This window comes from Nocardia sp. NPDC019395 (assembly GCF_040632335.1).
In the GTDB taxonomy this organism is placed as follows: Bacteria; Actinomycetota; Actinomycetes; order Mycobacteriales; family Mycobacteriaceae; genus Nocardia.
Map to the genome: position 1 here is coordinate 21,462 of NZ_JBEYBT010000026.1, position 15,693 is coordinate 37,154.

At 66.6% G+C, this 15,693-nt stretch carries 15 protein-coding genes; 12 read left to right on the top strand and 3 right to left on the bottom strand.

Going from position 1 to position 15,693, the window contains the following annotated elements; translation table 11 throughout:
- Window positions 1-67: 67 nt before the first annotated feature.
- Entirely contained in the window at window positions 68-1,555 is a 1,488-nt protein-coding gene (gene pabB, locus ABZ827_RS29505; protein ID WP_357243716.1) for an aminodeoxychorismate synthase component I, read from the bottom strand.
- A gap of 79 nt (window positions 1,556-1,634) precedes the next feature.
- On the opposite strand from pabB, the gene ABZ827_RS29510 reads away from it, so the two are divergent.
- The 12 genes from ABZ827_RS29510 to ABZ827_RS29565 all read left to right on the top strand — a co-directional run bounded on the left by ABZ827_RS29510 (window position 1,635) and on the right by ABZ827_RS29565 (window position 14,282).
- On the top strand, window positions 1,635-2,699 hold the full coding sequence (locus tag ABZ827_RS29510; RefSeq protein ID WP_357243718.1) for a phosphotransferase family protein: 1,065 nt from the start codon (window positions 1,635-1,637) through the stop codon (window positions 2,697-2,699).
- A 292-nt stretch (window positions 2,700-2,991) separates the two neighbouring features.
- Complete coding sequence (locus ABZ827_RS29515; RefSeq protein WP_357243721.1) at window positions 2,992-4,122, top strand: NDMA-dependent alcohol dehydrogenase; 1,131 nt, start codon at window positions 2,992-2,994, stop codon at window positions 4,120-4,122.
- 392 nt (window positions 4,123-4,514) lie between these two features.
- Entirely contained in the window at window positions 4,515-5,558 is a 1,044-nt protein-coding gene (locus ABZ827_RS29520) for a cupin domain-containing protein (RefSeq protein ID WP_357243723.1), read from the top strand.
- Entirely contained in the window at window positions 5,548-5,925 is a 378-nt protein-coding gene (locus ABZ827_RS29525) for a nuclear transport factor 2 family protein (RefSeq protein ID WP_357243726.1), read from the top strand. The genes ABZ827_RS29520 and ABZ827_RS29525 overlap by 11 nt, the downstream gene beginning before the upstream one ends.
- Complete coding sequence (locus tag ABZ827_RS29530) at window positions 5,922-7,010, top strand: GNAT family N-acetyltransferase (RefSeq protein WP_357243729.1); 1,089 nt, start codon at window positions 5,922-5,924, stop codon at window positions 7,008-7,010. Before ABZ827_RS29525 ends, ABZ827_RS29530 begins: the two co-directional genes overlap by 4 nt.
- Entirely contained in the window at window positions 7,007-7,912 is a 906-nt protein-coding gene (locus ABZ827_RS29535; protein ID WP_357243732.1) for an aminotransferase class IV, read from the top strand. The genes ABZ827_RS29530 and ABZ827_RS29535 overlap by 4 nt, the downstream gene beginning before the upstream one ends.
- Before the next feature lie 20 nt (window positions 7,913-7,932).
- Window positions 7,933-9,462 carry a styrene monooxygenase/indole monooxygenase family protein gene (locus ABZ827_RS29540; protein ID WP_357243735.1) on the top strand — a complete coding sequence of 510 codons (1,530 nt, stop codon included), beginning with the start codon at window positions 7,933-7,935 and terminating at the stop codon, window positions 9,460-9,462.
- Entirely contained in the window at window positions 9,459-10,802 is a 1,344-nt protein-coding gene (locus ABZ827_RS29545) for an FAD-binding oxidoreductase (protein ID WP_357243738.1), read from the top strand. Before ABZ827_RS29540 ends, ABZ827_RS29545 begins: the two co-directional genes overlap by 4 nt.
- Window positions 10,789-11,535 carry an SDR family oxidoreductase gene (locus ABZ827_RS29550; RefSeq protein WP_357243741.1) on the top strand — a complete coding sequence of 249 codons (747 nt, stop codon included), beginning with the start codon at window positions 10,789-10,791 and terminating at the stop codon, window positions 11,533-11,535. Before ABZ827_RS29545 ends, ABZ827_RS29550 begins: the two co-directional genes overlap by 14 nt.
- A 120-nt stretch (window positions 11,536-11,655) precedes the next feature.
- The gene (locus ABZ827_RS29555) at window positions 11,656-12,744 is read left to right on the top strand and encodes an alpha/beta hydrolase (protein ID WP_357243744.1); all 1,089 of its coding nucleotides are present in this window, start codon (window positions 11,656-11,658) and stop codon (window positions 12,742-12,744) included.
- A gap of 76 nt (window positions 12,745-12,820) precedes the next feature.
- Window positions 12,821-13,651, top strand: a complete 831-nt coding sequence (locus ABZ827_RS29560; RefSeq protein ID WP_357243747.1) for a serine hydrolase domain-containing protein — start codon at window positions 12,821-12,823, stop codon at window positions 13,649-13,651.
- Window positions 13,652-13,748: 97 nt separating this feature from the next.
- Window positions 13,749-14,282: a DUF3145 domain-containing protein gene (locus tag ABZ827_RS29565; RefSeq protein WP_357243750.1), complete on the top strand. Its 534-nt coding sequence runs from the start codon at window positions 13,749-13,751 to the stop codon at window positions 14,280-14,282.
- Between the two features lie 67 nt (window positions 14,283-14,349).
- Here the strand turns inward: ABZ827_RS29565 and ABZ827_RS29570 are convergent, their stop codons facing one another.
- Together ABZ827_RS29570 and ABZ827_RS29575 are read right to left on the bottom strand one after the other, a co-directional pair.
- Entirely contained in the window at window positions 14,350-14,817 is a 468-nt protein-coding gene (locus tag ABZ827_RS29570) for a hypothetical protein (protein ID WP_357243753.1), read from the bottom strand.
- A 50-nt stretch (window positions 14,818-14,867) separates the two neighbouring features.
- Window positions 14,868-15,671: a CPBP family intramembrane glutamic endopeptidase gene (locus ABZ827_RS29575; RefSeq protein ID WP_357243756.1), complete on the bottom strand. Its 804-nt coding sequence runs from the start codon at window positions 15,669-15,671 to the stop codon at window positions 14,868-14,870.
- Window positions 15,672-15,693: the final 22 nt, after the last annotated feature.

The window sequence follows — 15,693 nt, forward strand, 5'->3', positions numbered from 1 at the left end:
GCTCCATTGTGGCGCTGTTCGCGGTATCGGGCCGGGTGTTTCCTCCGGGGTTCGTTCGCCGCGCGATTCAGCGACCGGCCGGGATACTGCCGTGCGGGCTGGCCTCGCCGGCCGGATCCGCGGCGAGCGCCCGCCACACCGCCCTGGCCTTCAGCAGCATTTCGTCGTATTCGGCATCGGCCACCGAATCCAGCACAATGGCGCCGCCGGCACCGATCTGCCACCGGCCACCGTGCCGTACGGCCGTGCGGATCACGATATTGAGATCGGCGGTACCGCCCAGGCCGAGGAATCCGATCGTGCCCGAGTAGATACCGCGCGCACGGGTTTCCAGGGCGTCGATGATCTCCATGGTGCGGATCTTGGGCGCGCCGGTCATGGAACCGCCCGGGAAACACGCCCGCAGACAGCCGATCACATCGGTATCCGCGCGCAGCGTCCCGCGGACGGTCGAAACCAGTTGGTGCAGGGTCGAATACGTTTCGGTGGCCAGGAGTTCGTGCACCCGGACGCTGCCGGTTTCGCAGACCCGGCCCAGATCGTTGCGCAGCAGGTCGACGATCATCACGTTCTCCGCGCGGGTTTTCGGGTCCTCGGTCAGTGCGCGGCGGAGCTGTTCGTCGATATCCGGGTCCGGGTCGCGGCGCGCGGTGCCCTTGATGGGTTTCGTCTCGACCGTGCGAGTGCGATCGATCTTCAGGAACCGTTCGGGAGAGGAACAGGCGATATCCAGGTCGTCGAACCGCAGATAGGCCGAGTAGGGGGCGGGATTTGCGCGGCGCAGGATGCGGTAGGTGTCCAGTCCGCCGGATCGGGCCGGCAGGGTCAGTTGATCGGTCAGCGTGATCTCGTACGATTCGCCCGCCCGCAGCGCGGCCTGGCAGGTCGCGATATCGACCAGGTACTGCGCGCGCCCGCGGACGAGATGTTCCTCGACCGCCGAGACCGCGGTGTGGTCGTACCCGCCGTCGATCGGGTCGGGGTTCGACCAGGCCGGGAGCCTTTCGAGTGCTGCGGCCGTCGTGTCCAGCCAGGTGCGGGTCGCGTGCCGGGCCGCATCCCCCGGACCGGTGAGTGCCAGTAGATGTGTCCGGCCGGCGAGATGATCGACCACCACCAGCCGGTCGGCGAAAATCCACTGGGCGTCGGGGGCCGGTGCCGAGTACGCGGCCGCTCCACCGCAATCGGCTTTGACCTCGTAACCGAGATAGCCCACGTAGCCGCCGGCGAAGTCGAAGGGCAGCCGATCGGGCAGCGGCAGGGATCGGTCGCGCAGCTCCGCGGCCAGATAGTCCAAAATCGTGCCCGGTTCCTTCCGGGACTCACCGCCGGTGGCGGTGACCGTGACGAACCCGCTGCCGACCCGGTATCGCACCACTTCGGCCAGCGGTCCGGCGGCGTCACCGAGGAACGAGAAACGGTCCAGGCCGGGTTCCACGTGTTCACTGTCCAGCCAGAACGCGGTGGCCGATGCGCTGTACAACCGGAGGAAGGCCGCCTCGGTGTCGACGGCACGTTCGAGTACCCGGTGCTGGACGGTGACGGAGGAGAACATCGTGGTCCGAACCCTACGCCGGGCCCGTGTATCAAACTGTTGTCGGTTGCCTTCAGTTCGGGGTGGCAGTTGGGGCACAATGTCAGGCATGTCTGTTGCGCAGCCGGTGGGCGTGGATCGTGAACACGTCGACTTCACCGTGGTCGGGAACTGGATGGATGAGCGCGGGCTCCCCGGTGGAGAGTTTCGGGAGGTGAAGGCCCTCGGCGGGGGTACGCAGAACATCATGCTGCGGTTCACCCGCGGCGGCCGCGACTATGTGCTGCGTCGTGGTCCCGCGCATCTGCGTCCCAAGAGCAACGAGGTCATCCGGCGGGAGGCGCGGTTGCTGGGTGCGCTGTCCGGCACCGATGTGCGGGCGCCCCGCGTTATCGCGGCCGAGCCCGACGAATCGGTGCTGGGTGCGGTGTTCTACCTGATGGAACCGGTCGAGGGATACAACCCGCAGACCGAACTTCCGGCGGAATTCGCCGCCGACCCCGCGGCCCGGCACGCCATGGGGCTGTCGGCGGTCGAGGCCATCGCCCGGCTCGGCGCACTCGACTACCAGGCCCTCGGCCTGTCCGATTACGGCAAACCGGAAGGTTTCCTGGAACGGCAGGTCGGGCGGTGGATGCACGAACTCGACTCGTATTCGTCTCACGAGGGGTACCCCGGCCCGCAGATCCCGGGCCTGCCCGAGGTTGCCGACTGGCTGGAGCGGCACCGCCCCGCCACCTGGACCCCCGGGATCCTGCACGGCGACTGCCATCTCGCCAACATCATGTTCTCCTACGAGCGCCCGGAGGTCGCGGCGCTGGTGGACTGGGAGATGTCGACCATCGGCGATCCGCTGCTGGACCTCGGCTGGCAGATCGCCACCCGGCCGGAACCGGGCACCTCCGGTGCGGCGCTCATCGGCAAACTCGGCGAGGCCGGCGGCCTGCCGTCGAGTGCGGAGATGATCGAGCACTACGGCAAATTCTCCGACCGCGATCTGAGCGCGGTCACCTGGTACACCGTGCTGGCCTGTTTCAAGCTCGGCATCGTGCTGGAGGGCACCTATGCCCGTGCCTTCGCGGGTAAGGCGCCCAAGAAGGTCGGCGATTTCCTGCATGCCAACACCCTCGAGTTGTTCACGCGGGCGCGCAGCCTCATCGAGTGAGAACAGGTTTCACTCTTTCGGTCGATCCGGTTCTCCCCGCCGGTGCTGCGCGGGCAACCGGATCGATTCGGCCCGGGCGGTGCGGGGTGCGGGGAGTCGGAGGTATCGGTGGTGGAAGTGGACGATTCGGGTGAATCTCGCAGCGCATCCGGGCTGGGCGGCTACGGCTATATGGTCGCCCGACCAGTTGTCCGGAGAAATTCTTCGCCAACCCACTAGAACGTGTTCCAGTTCGTGTCGTAGTGTGGACGCTGTCACATGAAAGCCCGCGCATGCGAGAGGTCGGACACGAATGAAGACGAAGGGCGCGATCCTGTGGGGGATCGACGAGGAGTGGTCCGTCGAGGAAATCGAACTCGGCGACCCCCGCGCCGGTGAGGTGCAGATCCAGCTGGAAACCGCCGGAATGTGCCATTCCGACCATCACATGGTCACCGGCGCCACCCCCATGCCCTCCTTCCCGGCCATGGGCGGCCACGAAGGCGCGGGCGTTATCACCAAACTCGGCCCCGGCACCCCGCCCGACCTCGCCGTCGGCGATCACGTCGTGCTGTCGTTCATCCCCGCCTGCGGCCGCTGTCCGGCGTGTGTGTCCGGGAATATGGCCCTGTGCGATCTCGGCATGGGGCTGCTCTCCGGTCAGTCGATCAGTGACGGCAGCTACCGGATCCAGGCCCGCGGCAAGGACGTCATCCCGATGTGCCTGCTCGGGACCTTCTCGCCGTATATGACCGTGCACTACAGCTCGGTGGTCAAGATCGACCCCGAGATCCCGTTCGAGGTCGCCTGCCTGGTCGGCTGCGGTGTGCCCACCGGTTTCGGCTCGTCGACCCATGTGGCGAACGTGATGCCCGGGGATACGGCGGCCATCGTCGGTATCGGCGGCGTCGGGATGAGCGCTTTGCAGGGTGCGGTGCTCTCCGGTGCGCAGAAGGTCGTCGCGATCGACCCGAACCCGTGGAAACTGGAGCAGGCCAAGAAGTTCGGTGCCACCCACACCTACAAGAGCATGGCCGAGGCGATCATGCCGCTGATGGAGGCCACCGAGGGCCGGATGGCCGATAAGGTCGTCCTCACCATGGGGGAGATGCAGGGCGAATACATCGAAGAGGGGCTGACCCTCACCGCGAAGGCCGGCACCCTGGTCGTCACCTCGATGGGCCGGATGGACGCCTTCGACGTGAAGATGAACAACTTCCTGCTGTGCATGCTGCAGAAGACGGTCAAGGGCTGCATCTTCGGTGGCGGCAACGCCCGCCAGGACATCCCGCGTCTGCTGTCGCTCTACAAGGCCGGGCAGCTGAACCTCGACGATATGGTCACGCGCAGCTACTCCCTGGAGGATGTGAACCAGGGCTACAAGGACATGCTGGACGGTAAGAACATCCGCGGGATCATCAAATACTCCGACGCGGATCGCTGATCTCGGGTCGACGTTATTGCACGCGAACCGGACGTCCCGGGCGGTTGGGCCGACTGGCCCCGCCGCCCGGGACGCGCCATTCGGTCCACAATTCCCGTCGTCGGGCGTGATCCCCGCCGAGTATTCCGTTGCCCGGCACGTGTCGAACTTCTCTATCGGCCGGTAGCTGAATAATTGCCACTGCTGGCAAGGGTGGTCGCGCACTGTCATGGGTTACGGTCGGTGACGATGTTTCGCTTGCCAAACGACTTCGGTGGTGTCAGACGCGTGGACATGCGCGAACCGAGTCGTAAGCACTCGACAGCATCGTCCGTCGTCCGATAGGAGCCAGAAGCCGGTCCGGCCCGATTACCCGGGAATACCGCTGGTGGCAGTAGCAGGAACTGAAGGATATGCACGTTATCGAACGCGACGATGTACCGGAGATCACCTCGGTAGTCGTCGACGGGGCACCGCACAACATAGGTCTGCTCAAGGACTTCCACCGCAACCCGGTGCTCCAGCAGTTCGTTCCCGAGGTGGCGCGGCTGTCGATGAGCTGGGTGCGATTGCTGCCCGGCGAAGAACTGTCGGTCCACCAGCATCCGACCAAGAGCATGATCATCATCGCCGAGGGCACCGGGCGGACCATGGGTGATGCCACCACCGATATCCGGGCCGGTGACATCGTCGTGGTGCCACCGGGATCGCTGCACGGTTTCGTCGGCACCGCGCCCACCGGGTTCTGGGCGCTCTCGGTGCAGTTCGAAGGCGCGGGGCTGTACGAGGATCCGGACAATGCGCGCGTCGTATTCGACGCCGACCGCCTCGATGTCGAGCTGGTGCGTTCCGATAATCAGCGCTTCATGCGTGAGTACGAGAACAATGCGCTCGTCCGGATGATCCGAGACCTCGAGACGCAGTCGCCCGAGGTCCGCAACCGCCTGCTCGACCATCTGCAAACCTGGTCGGACGCGTTTCAGCGGGTGATCACGGCGCGGATCGTCGGCGAAGCCGACGGCCCGGCCAGGAAATTGGCCGCGGAGCATCTCGCCGAGGAGATCGGGCACAACCGGCTGCTCGCCGATATCCGAGACGGCCGCGAAGCGCAATGGGACCCCGTGATCGCCGCGGTGGCGTCCTGGTTCGTGGATCGAATGACGACCGCGCCGAGTGTCGAACGCACCGTACTGGCACATCTGGTGCTCGAGGGCAGCGGCATGGTCTTCCATGCCGCCGGTGTGGACGCCTTCGCGTCCAGCGAGTATTTCCGCCTGCACGACGGCGCCGACGCCGAACATCTCGAAATGGGCTATCGCGAACTAGCCGAACGCCGGGACTGGACACCGGACGAAGTTCGCGGGGTGCTCCGGCAAGGCTGGCAGATGATGGAACTGCTGTCCGACCGTATCGCCGAGCGCGCGCGTGCTGTCGCTGTCGTCGACCATGCCGGCTGAGTATCCGTCGTTCGAGAAGCTCGAACAACGGATCATGACAGCGATTTTCGACCGGGACAAGAAAACCATGGCCGAATTGATGCACCCGGACGGGTACGGATTCGACGCCACCATGGGGCTGGTGAGCCAGCGGACGCTGATCGACGGTATCGACGCGCTGGACCCGGGGGCGCGGTTCCGCGTCGAGGATATCCAGGTCGTCGATACCGGCAACGAGGTGAGAACACTGACCTACCGGCTCCGGCAATGGGGTCGTTTCGCCGGTGAACCGCTGCCGCCGGAGGTCTTCTGCAGCAGCGTATGGCGCCACGGCCCGGCCGGCTGGCAGACCGTGTTCCACCACGAAACGCCTGCCGCGCAGACATGATCGAGCGGAAAGTCGCGCAGCTGCCCGATCTCTCGAACCCCCCGGCGGCACCGGTAGCGGATCCGCCCGGTAGTGACGATCCGTGGCAGCAGGCATGGTGCCGGCTCTATGACACCCCGAACGCGCTGGTACCGCTGGGCACGATCATGCATTGGCGTTCTGTGGCCGGCGGTCTCGGTGTCGTGACGTCACTCGACCACGACACCGCTCTGGTCAGCCGCGGATACTTCTATCGGCCGCACACACCGCCGCCCGACGCGGTGGACCTGGAAGCCGATCGGCGCGCCGCGGCCGCGGCGGAAGCCGAATGGCTGCTCTACCCGGTGATCCGCACCGGCGACACGGGAGCGCTCGGCGCGTCCGGTCACCCAGGGTTGCCCTGGTTCGTCGAAGCCGAGTTCGTCCCCACCGGGGATATCGATCGCGACCTCCGCACGGTACTCGGTGGCACCCGGTTCCGGGACCTGCGGCGACTGGTCCGCCGATCGGACGAACACTTCGTCTGGGAGGTGACCCGCGGAGAACAGATCGACGACGGCACCCTGGTCGAGTTCGACCGCCTGCACCAGCTGAACCTGGCGAAGTACGGGCACCGGCACAACCATTTCGCCCTCCCGATTCTGCGTGGTCTGGCCGCGTCCGGGCTACGGGAACGACTATGCGTATTCGGGCACCGGACGCGCACGGGTATCCCGGTTCAGGCGGCGCTGGCTGTGCACTATCCGGAGTCCGCCACCTTGGAGATTCTGGTGCACGGTATCGATCATGCGGCTGTGCCGTCGTCACAGAACCTGTACGCGGCCACGATGTACCGCATCTACCGGTGGGGTCAGGCGCACGGTATCGGCCGGTTCAACCTGGGCCGCGGCGCCGAGCGGGTCAAACTCGATCTGGGCGCCAATCGATTCCACGTGGTCGCAAACTACCTCGTGCCCGCATCCGGGGCCACCACGCCGGACCCGGTCGTCGACCGGCTGGCCGCGGCCGCGCGCACCGCCACGACACGGTCGGTACATACCTTGAACACTGTGGTGGCCCGGCGTGGCCTCGGCGGTGTCGTCACAACACCCAGGAGCCCCGGATGAGTGCAATCGCGACTGCCGCAGCGGTGGGCCCGGTGTGGTTCGACGGTGAACTGGTCGCGGCCGAAAACGCGAAACTGCCCGTGCTGAGCATCGGATTACACAACGCCATCTGTGTTTTCGACGGTATCCGGGTGCACGAGTCATACGCGTTCGCCGTCACCGAACACGTCGACCGGCTGTGTTCCTCCGCTGCCGCCGTGGGGATGACGTTGCCCTGGACCGCCGCACAGATCGCCGCGGCCGTCGAGGCCACGGTGGCCGCGTCGGGATACAGCGAGGCCTACGTGCGGCCGGTCGCGTGGCGAGGGGCCGAAGCCGTGGGGATCAATACCGCCGGCACCACCGTCCATCTCGCCATAGCGGTGATCCGCTGGCCGGAACCGCAGGCTGTCGAACGACCCCCGCTCAGGCTGACCTTGTCCGAGTGGCGCCGGCCCGCTCCTACGATGGGTCCGGTCCAGGCCAAGACATCGGCGAACTATCTGGTCGGATCATTGGCACTGGCGCGGGCACACAGCGACGGATACGACGACGCGATATTGCTCGACCACCGCGGCCGGGTCGCCGAAGCCACCGGCGCGAATATCTTCCTGGTACGAGACGGTGAGTTGATCACCCCGGTGGCCGATAGCTTCCTGGACGGAATCACCCGGCAGACCGTGCTGCGACTTGCCGCCGACGCAGGTATCCGCACCCACATCGTCCGGGTGAGCCTCGAGGACATCAGCGCCGCGGACGAGGTGTTCCTCACCGGGACGGCGAGCGGTATCGCCCCGGTCGGACAGTTCTCGGATATCGAGTATCCCCGGGAGCGGCCGGTCACCGAGACACTCGCGGCGGCCTACGCCGATCTCGTATTCGCCCACCGGACAAAGGAGGGGCCACGTATACCGTCGGTATAGTCGGCACCGGAATATCGGCCTTGCATCTCGCGCTGCTGCTGCGCGAACACGGTGTGGGGACCACCCTGTATGCCGACAGGACACCAGCCCAGCTGCGCGATGCCCGGCTGCCGAACAATGTGTGCCGGTTCGGCCGGACGTTACGCCGGGAACAAGAGCTCGGTGTCGATCACTGGAATTTCCCGGATTTCGGTATGCGCTGCGCCCATGTGCGGGTCGCCGACGATCCGCCGATCACCTTCCGCGGCGATCTGACCGTCCCCGCGAGCTACGTCGATTTCCGGCTCTACCTGCCGCGGCTGCTGGCGGATTACCGCGAACGCGGCGGAGTCGTGGTGGCTGTACCGGACGCGCACGACGCACTCGCCCGGTACGGCAGCGAACACGATCTCATGGTGGTGGCGACAGGTGGCCACGGTCGGGACGAGCTGTTTCCGCGTGATCCGGCCCGTTCGGCTACGGCACCGGCCCGGTTTCTGCTGGCCGGGTTTTTCCACGGAGTGGAGCACACCGAGCCGATGGGTATGCAGCTCGAGATCGTCCCCGGGGTCGGCGAGATCTTCCAGACTCCGGTGTATTCGGTGGCCGGACGGGTCGCCGGAATAACCTTCGAAGCCGTTCCGGATGGTCCGTGGGCCGATCGGGTCCGCCACAATTACTACGACGACCCGGCCGGATGCGCGCGTACCGTCCGGGAGTTGCTGCGGGAAACCGGGTCCGAGATCGCGGATCGGATCGATCCCGGCCGATTCACGCTGACCCGCCCGCTGGATCTGCTCCAGGGCGCGATCACCCCGACCGTTCGCCGGCCCTGGGCCCGATTGCCCTCGGGAGGTTTCGCCGTGGCGGTCGGTGATGCCGCCGTACTGAACGATCCGGTCACCGGTCAGGGCGCCAACCTCGGTGTCGCGGCCGCTTGGGAACTCGGCCGTCTGATCATGGCGGCACAACGGTTCGACGAATCCTTCGCCCGTGACTGGGAGACACGCCTGTGGGATCTGGCTCGTCCGGTCACCGAATGGACCGCCTCGGCGCTCGGTCCGCCACCGGATCAGGTGTTCGATGTATTCCGGGCCGCAGCGGTCGATCAGGGTGTCGCGAACAGGTACCTGGACAACTTCGACGATCCCGCCGCGATGTGGGCCTCGATGGCGACACCGCAGGGCGCGAAGGATTTTCTCGCGAACGCGGCCACCGACATCACGGCCCGAATTCCCGAGCCGGACGTGGTGGACCGGGAGATGCGGCTGCTCGATGCCCTCGCCCGCGACGATCCGGCCGCCCGGCAATCACTGACTGCCCCGGACAGCATGCTGGTCGACCAGCACGGATGTCATCGTCTGCAGGACGAGTGGCCGGGCACGGCAGCGAACGAGATCGTCCGGCGTCCGATGGATATATCGCTGCTGCGGTTGGCCGATTCGGCGCTGCTCGTCACCTACCGGACCGGCGGACTGCACTGTTCCACCGTGTGGCGATACGAGCCGGATGCGGGCTGGGCGGTTGCGGTCCATCATCGGTCCCCGGATTCGAGGCAGGAGATCCAGTGACACCTCAATTATCGGTTCGTGGTCGGATCATCGACCCCGGGCATTCCGACTACGACGACGCCCGGCAGATCTGGAAGGGACTGGACAAGCGTCCCGCCCGGATCGTCCGCTGCGCCGACAGTACCGACCTGCGGCGGGTGGTCGATTACGCCGCGCGGCAGAACCTGCCGCTCGCGGTCGCCGGTGCCGGGCACGATGTGGCTGCCCGGTCCATGCCGGACGGCGCGCTGGTCGCCGCCACGGGTGCGCTCGACGGAGTCCATATCGATCCGGAGCGCCGCCTCGCGCACGTCGAACCCGGCGCCCGGTGGGGTGATGTATCCACCGCGGCGGCCCGGTACGGCCTCGCCACCACGGCAGCGTCCGTGGCCACCGTCGGCGTCGCGGGTTTCGCGCTGCACGGGGGGCTCGGCTGGCTGATGCGCCGATACGGTGCCGCCTGCGACAATATCCACGCGCTGGAACTCGTTACCGCGGACGGACAGCAGCACGTCGTCGACGAGGAGCACGAGCCGGACCTGTTCTGGGCCATGCGTGGTGCCGGCTCGAACTTCGGCGTTGTCACCGCTCTGACTCTGCGGCTGTATCCGATCCACCGAGTTGTCGCCGGCGTCATGCTCTATCCCGCGCACCAGGCGCCCGCTGTACTCGACGCGTATCGGACGATCACCGCACACGCCCCGGACGAACTCGTCACGCACTTCTACTACAACGGCAGCCCGGACGGCACCCACAGCACCGGAATAGGGCTGTGTTACAGCGGAGATCCGGATCGGCTGGCCGGAATACTCGCACCCCTGGCTCCACTCGGCGCGCCCCTCCAGGACACTGTGCGCGGGCGGGATCTCGCGGAACTGCAGGCCGTGCACGATGCCAGCACCCCGCGGGGAGCCCGTTACCACCTTCGTGCCCACTATCTGTCCGAGCTGGGTGACGAGGTGAGCGAGGCGATTCTCGCGCAATGCCGGACAGTCACCGGACCGTTCACGCAGATCTTCCTGGAGCAGCTCGGTGGTGCCGTCGGCCGGGTTCCGGCCGATGCCACCGCGTTCGGTGGGCGCGACGCCGCCTATTCGTTCCTGGTGATCAACGGCTGGCAGTCGGCGGACCAGGACGACGAGCAGATCGCCTGGACCCGCGGATTCGGCGACGCGGTGCGCCCGCACGCCGCGCCGGGCGGCTACCCGAACTATCTGGACTACGACGAGGACCACCGGATTCCGGCCGCTTTCGGCGCCGCATATCCCCGATTGCAAACGCTCAAACGACGTTTCGACCCGGCCAATATGTTCCGATTCAATCGCAATATCGTGGCGGAGGCCGACCATGTCGTTCACTGACAAAGTAGCCCTGATCACCGGCGCCTCACGGGGTATCGGTGCGGCGACCGCGGCGGAGCTCGCCGCGCGCGGCGCCACCGTGGTGGTGAACTACCAGAACGCGGACTATCGGGCCGAGGCCGAGGCGGTGGCGGAACAGATCGGCACCGGTCCCGGACGGGTCCGGATCGCGGCGGCGGATATCCGGATCGCCGAGCAGCGTCGCGCATTGATCGACAGCGTGATCGCCGAGGAGGGGCACCTCGACATCCTGGTCAACAATGCCGCGATCTACACCCGGCGGCCGCTCGCGGATATCGACGACGATCACCTGTCCGAACATCTGGACAACAATGTTCGCGGCGGCATCCTCACCACTGTCGCCGCCGCGGAGCACCTGCGTCCCGGCGGGCGGATCATCTACCTCTCGTCCGGTCTGGCCAGACGGTTGGCCGCCACCAGCACCGCCTACGCGGCGTCGAAAGCGGCGGTGGAGGCCGCCGCCCGCTGTCAGGCCGCGGAACTCGGTGCCCGCGGAATCACCGTCAACGCCGTCGCCCCGGGCATCGTCGAAACAGACCAGCTCGCCGGCAGCCTGCCACCGGGTCCGGAACGTGACGCGTTGATCGCCGCGACCGCGTTGGGCCGCATCGGCCAACCCCGGGATATCGCCCGTGTTGTCACGTTTCTTGCTTCCGGCGACGCAGGTTGGATCACCGGGCAGGTCATCGACGTGGACGGTGGTTTGCAGTAGGGCCGGAGCCCCGGCTCCGCGCTCGACATGCCGCAAACCGAGATGACGGTTAATCTGCCCCCAGATTTATTGCTTCACCGGCTATTTCTTTGCCGGTCAGTGCTGTACGAGGTGAACGAAATGCACGAACCGACCCATCGGGTTGTTATCAGCGCCGGCCGGACCGGGGTTACCGCACGCAGAGTGTTCACGGCGGTAGCGGTGTTGCTGGCGGGCGCTCTGGTGAGCACGCCCGCGCACGCGGACTACCGCAAACCCGGAACATGTCAGCAGGTATCCATACCGGTCGCGACGGCCGAAGGCGCGGTGGCGGACAACACCGTCGCCGCGACATATTGTGTGCCCGAGCGCTGGGCCGAAACCGGGCACCAGGCGGATGTTTTCGTTGCCGGCGCCACCTACAACCGTGAGTACTGGGACTCCTCGTTCCAGCCGGAGACCTACTCCTATGTCGATCAGACCTTGGCCGCCGGTCGCGCGACGCTGAACTTCGATCGTCTCGGTACCGGAGCCAGTTCCCGCCCGGCCAGCCAGAACCTGACGGTTTCCAGTGATGCGTTCGTCCTGCATCAGCTGATCGACTGGGTGCACCAGAAGGGCTACGCCCAGGTCGGCGCGGTCGGTCATTCCCTCGGCTCGGTCACCTTGCTCAACGAAGCGTCCCGCTGGCACGATCTCGATCGGGTGATCCTCACCGGAATCATCCATCTGCCCGGAGTGGGCCTGAATTCCACCGGGTTCTTCAGCAGTCTCTACCCGGCCGGCGGTGACGCGATCGCTGCCGGAGCGGACCCGGACCTCGGATACCTCACCACCCGGCCCGGCACCCGTGGCGCCGCGTTCTACGATCCGCGTACCGCCGACCCGGCCGTTATCGCCCACGATGAACAAACCAAGGATGTCGCAACAGTCGGGGAGGTGGCCGAATCGATGACCACGCTGCTGAGCCCCGCGCCGGTGAGCATCACCCGGAACATCACCGCACCGGTGCTGGTGGTTATGGGTGCCGAGGACGATATCTTCTGCAACTTCCTGGTCAGCTGCCGCGACGCCGCGTCGATTCACGCCAACGAGGCGCCCTACTACCCGGGAGCCGCGGACTTCGATGCCCTGATCGTTCCGGATGTCGCCCACAACCTCGCCCTCCATCCCAGCGCCCCGCAGACATTCCGGGCGGTCGAGCACTGGAGGACCACCGGAGACGCCTGATCGGCTTCCCGGCCGATACCCTGCTGTCACCCCGGGCGAATTCCGCGCTATCGATCGCGTCTCGTAACCTCGGGGTGTGCGCGCACTCGAGCAGATCAAGCAATGGCCGGTCCGGCATGCCGCGGCGGGCGTGGTCGGCCGGGACGGCCTGTGGTCGGCCGGTGACACCGACCGGGTCTTCCGCCTCGCGTCGGTGACCAAACCCCTCGCCGCGTACGCGGTACTGGTCGCGGTGGAGGAAGGCGCGATCGAGCTCGATCAGCCTGCCGGACCGTCCGGTTCGACCGTCCGGCATCTGCTGGCCCACACCTCGGGGGTCGCCTTCGACACCACCGAGATCCTGGCCCGGCCCGGCGCCAAGCGGATCTATTCGAGCGCGGGTTTCGAACTGCTGGCGGATTTCGTCGCCGAGCACACCGGTATCCCGTTCCCGGAATATCTGCGCGAGGCCGTATTCGAGCCGCTGGGTATGTCCGATACGGAGCTGACGGGTTCGGCCGGGCACGGCGCGCATTCCACGCTCGCCGATCTGCTGCGCTTCGCGGCCGAACTCCTCGAGCCACGGCTGATTTCGCCGCAAACACATACCGCCGCGACCACTGTCCAGTTTCCCGGCAGCAACGGGGTGCTGCCGGGATACGGTTCGCAGCGACCGAATGATTGGGGGCTCGGTTTCGAAATCCGCGATGGCAAATCGCCGCACTGGACCGGTACCGCGAACTCTCCTCGCACATACGGTCATTTCGGGCAGTCGGGTACGTTCATCTGGGTGGATCCGCAGCTCGACTCGGCGTGTGTCGCGTTGAGCGACGAGAATTTCGGTGACTGGTCGCGTGAAGTATGGCCTCCGTTCAGTGATTCGGTGATCCGGGAGATCACGCTCGCGCGCAACACGGTTACCGAGTAACACGTGTAACACCGGGCACTCGAGTACACTCGGGCAACGCCTTGATCGACGGACCCGTTGGGGAAGACGAGCTTCGTCGAAACCGGAGGTGTACGTGGTGCGCGGATCGACTCGATACGCGGAGACAACGGCGGGTGTGGTCTACATTCACTCGTCACCCACCGCGCTGTGCCCACATATCGAGTGGGCTCTCGCGGCAGCGCTCGGCAGCCCCGCAGGCCTGCGCTGGACCGCCCAGCCCGCGGCCCCGGGGCAACTCCGTGCCACCACCGAATGGGCGGGGCCGGTGGGGACAGCGGCCCGGATCGCGCAGTCACTACGTTCCTGGCCGGTACTGCGTTTCGAGGTCACCGAGGATCCGAGCGAGGGGGTCGACGGCGAGCGCTACAGCTTCGTCCCGTCCCTGGGGCTGTGGCACGGCGCCACGAGCGCCAACGGGGATGTGATGGTGAGCGAGATGCGGTTGCGGGTCATGATGCAGGCCGCCCGCGAACTGGGCCGGCATTCGGCCTACGACCTTTCGGCCGAGATCGACCGGGCGCTGGGCACCGAATGGGACGAGGACCTCGAGGTCTATCGCACCGGCAGCGAGGGCGCCGAGATCACCTGGTTGCGCCGCGACGTGGGCTGACGCCACCCGTCGTGTGTGGGCGCGGGGAGATTTCCGCGGCTGTACCGGGACCCACGAACACGCGGTATCAGAGCGGTTCGCCGCGGACCCAGCCGCTCGCCGCCAGTACGCGGGTCAGTTCACGCCAGCGGCGGTGGCGGTGACGGAACATGACGTGGACGAACAACCGGATGCCGATACCGCGCCAGCCGTCCTCCACCTCGACCTCGTCGGTATAACGGCACCGTTCCCCGTCGATCGGAGTGAAGGTGAGCCGGTGGTTCCAGACCCGCACCGGGCCGCCGCCTTCGTTGGTGTAGATCTCGGTAGGTCCGATATGCACCAGAGTCAGGCGGTGGGTCCAGCCCGGTACGAGACCGAACCACCACAGCCGGGCCGAGCCCGAGACTCCCGGGGCGATCGGGTCGGGAAAGTCGAGGTCCGGTACGCGGAGCAGGGGCGCGACAACGTACTCGAACAGTTCCGGGCGTTGCGCCAGCAGGCAGGCGTCACGTGCGGGGATGGGCAATTCGGTCGACAGCGTGACCTTGCTCATCCGACCATCATCGCGAATGCGCAGGGACCGGGCAACAGGTTCGGACCGAATCAGATAGCTGCGAGTGCGGCACCGGCCAGCACGGTGGGGGTGAAGAGTACCCAGTCGTTGATGATGTGGGCGCCCGCGCACACCCACAGATTCTTGGTGCGGATATAGGCGAGGGTCAGCACCAGCCGGGCTCCACCGATCACGATGAAGGCCTGGGCGAAATTCCAGTCGTAGGTCGGCAGATGCGCGGCCGCGAACCAGGCGGCGGTGATCAGCCAGGCCGCGAGAGCGGCAGCGTTGCGGGACAGGCCCGCTTTGGCGGTGAGGAAGAACAGCAGCGCCAGCAGCGGCATTATCGTGAAGAGCTCCTCGCCGACCAGCTGGATACCGGTGCCGGCGTAGAAGGCGATCGTCTCCACGACGCCGTCGATATTGTCGGTGACCTTGTTCTCGGCGACACCGAACACCGACCGCACCAGCAGCCCGAGCGCGACACTGACCACCAGGTTCAACCCGGCGAACCCGATCATCGTCACCACATCCCGGCCCGACACCCGCCGGAACAGCGCCCGCCAGTGCGGGCCGGTGAGTATCGCCAGCACGATCAGCGGGATCGCCGTGAACAGCACCCGGGGAAGCAATGCGACCACTGCGTTCGGTTGCGGCAGCAGCACCAGCGCGGCGAACCCCGCCACGACCGACAGCCACGCCAGTAACCACTGCATGCTGGTCAACCCCACCGGGACCCCGTTGTAGTACGGGAAATCGACGCCGTCCCGCCGCTCGAGCAGCGGCCCGAACCGTTGCCCGGCCCCGGCCGGTACCGGCCGGGAGGCCTCCGGCGTGTCCGCTGCTCCGGTCATCTCGCACTCCTTGTTCCGGTCC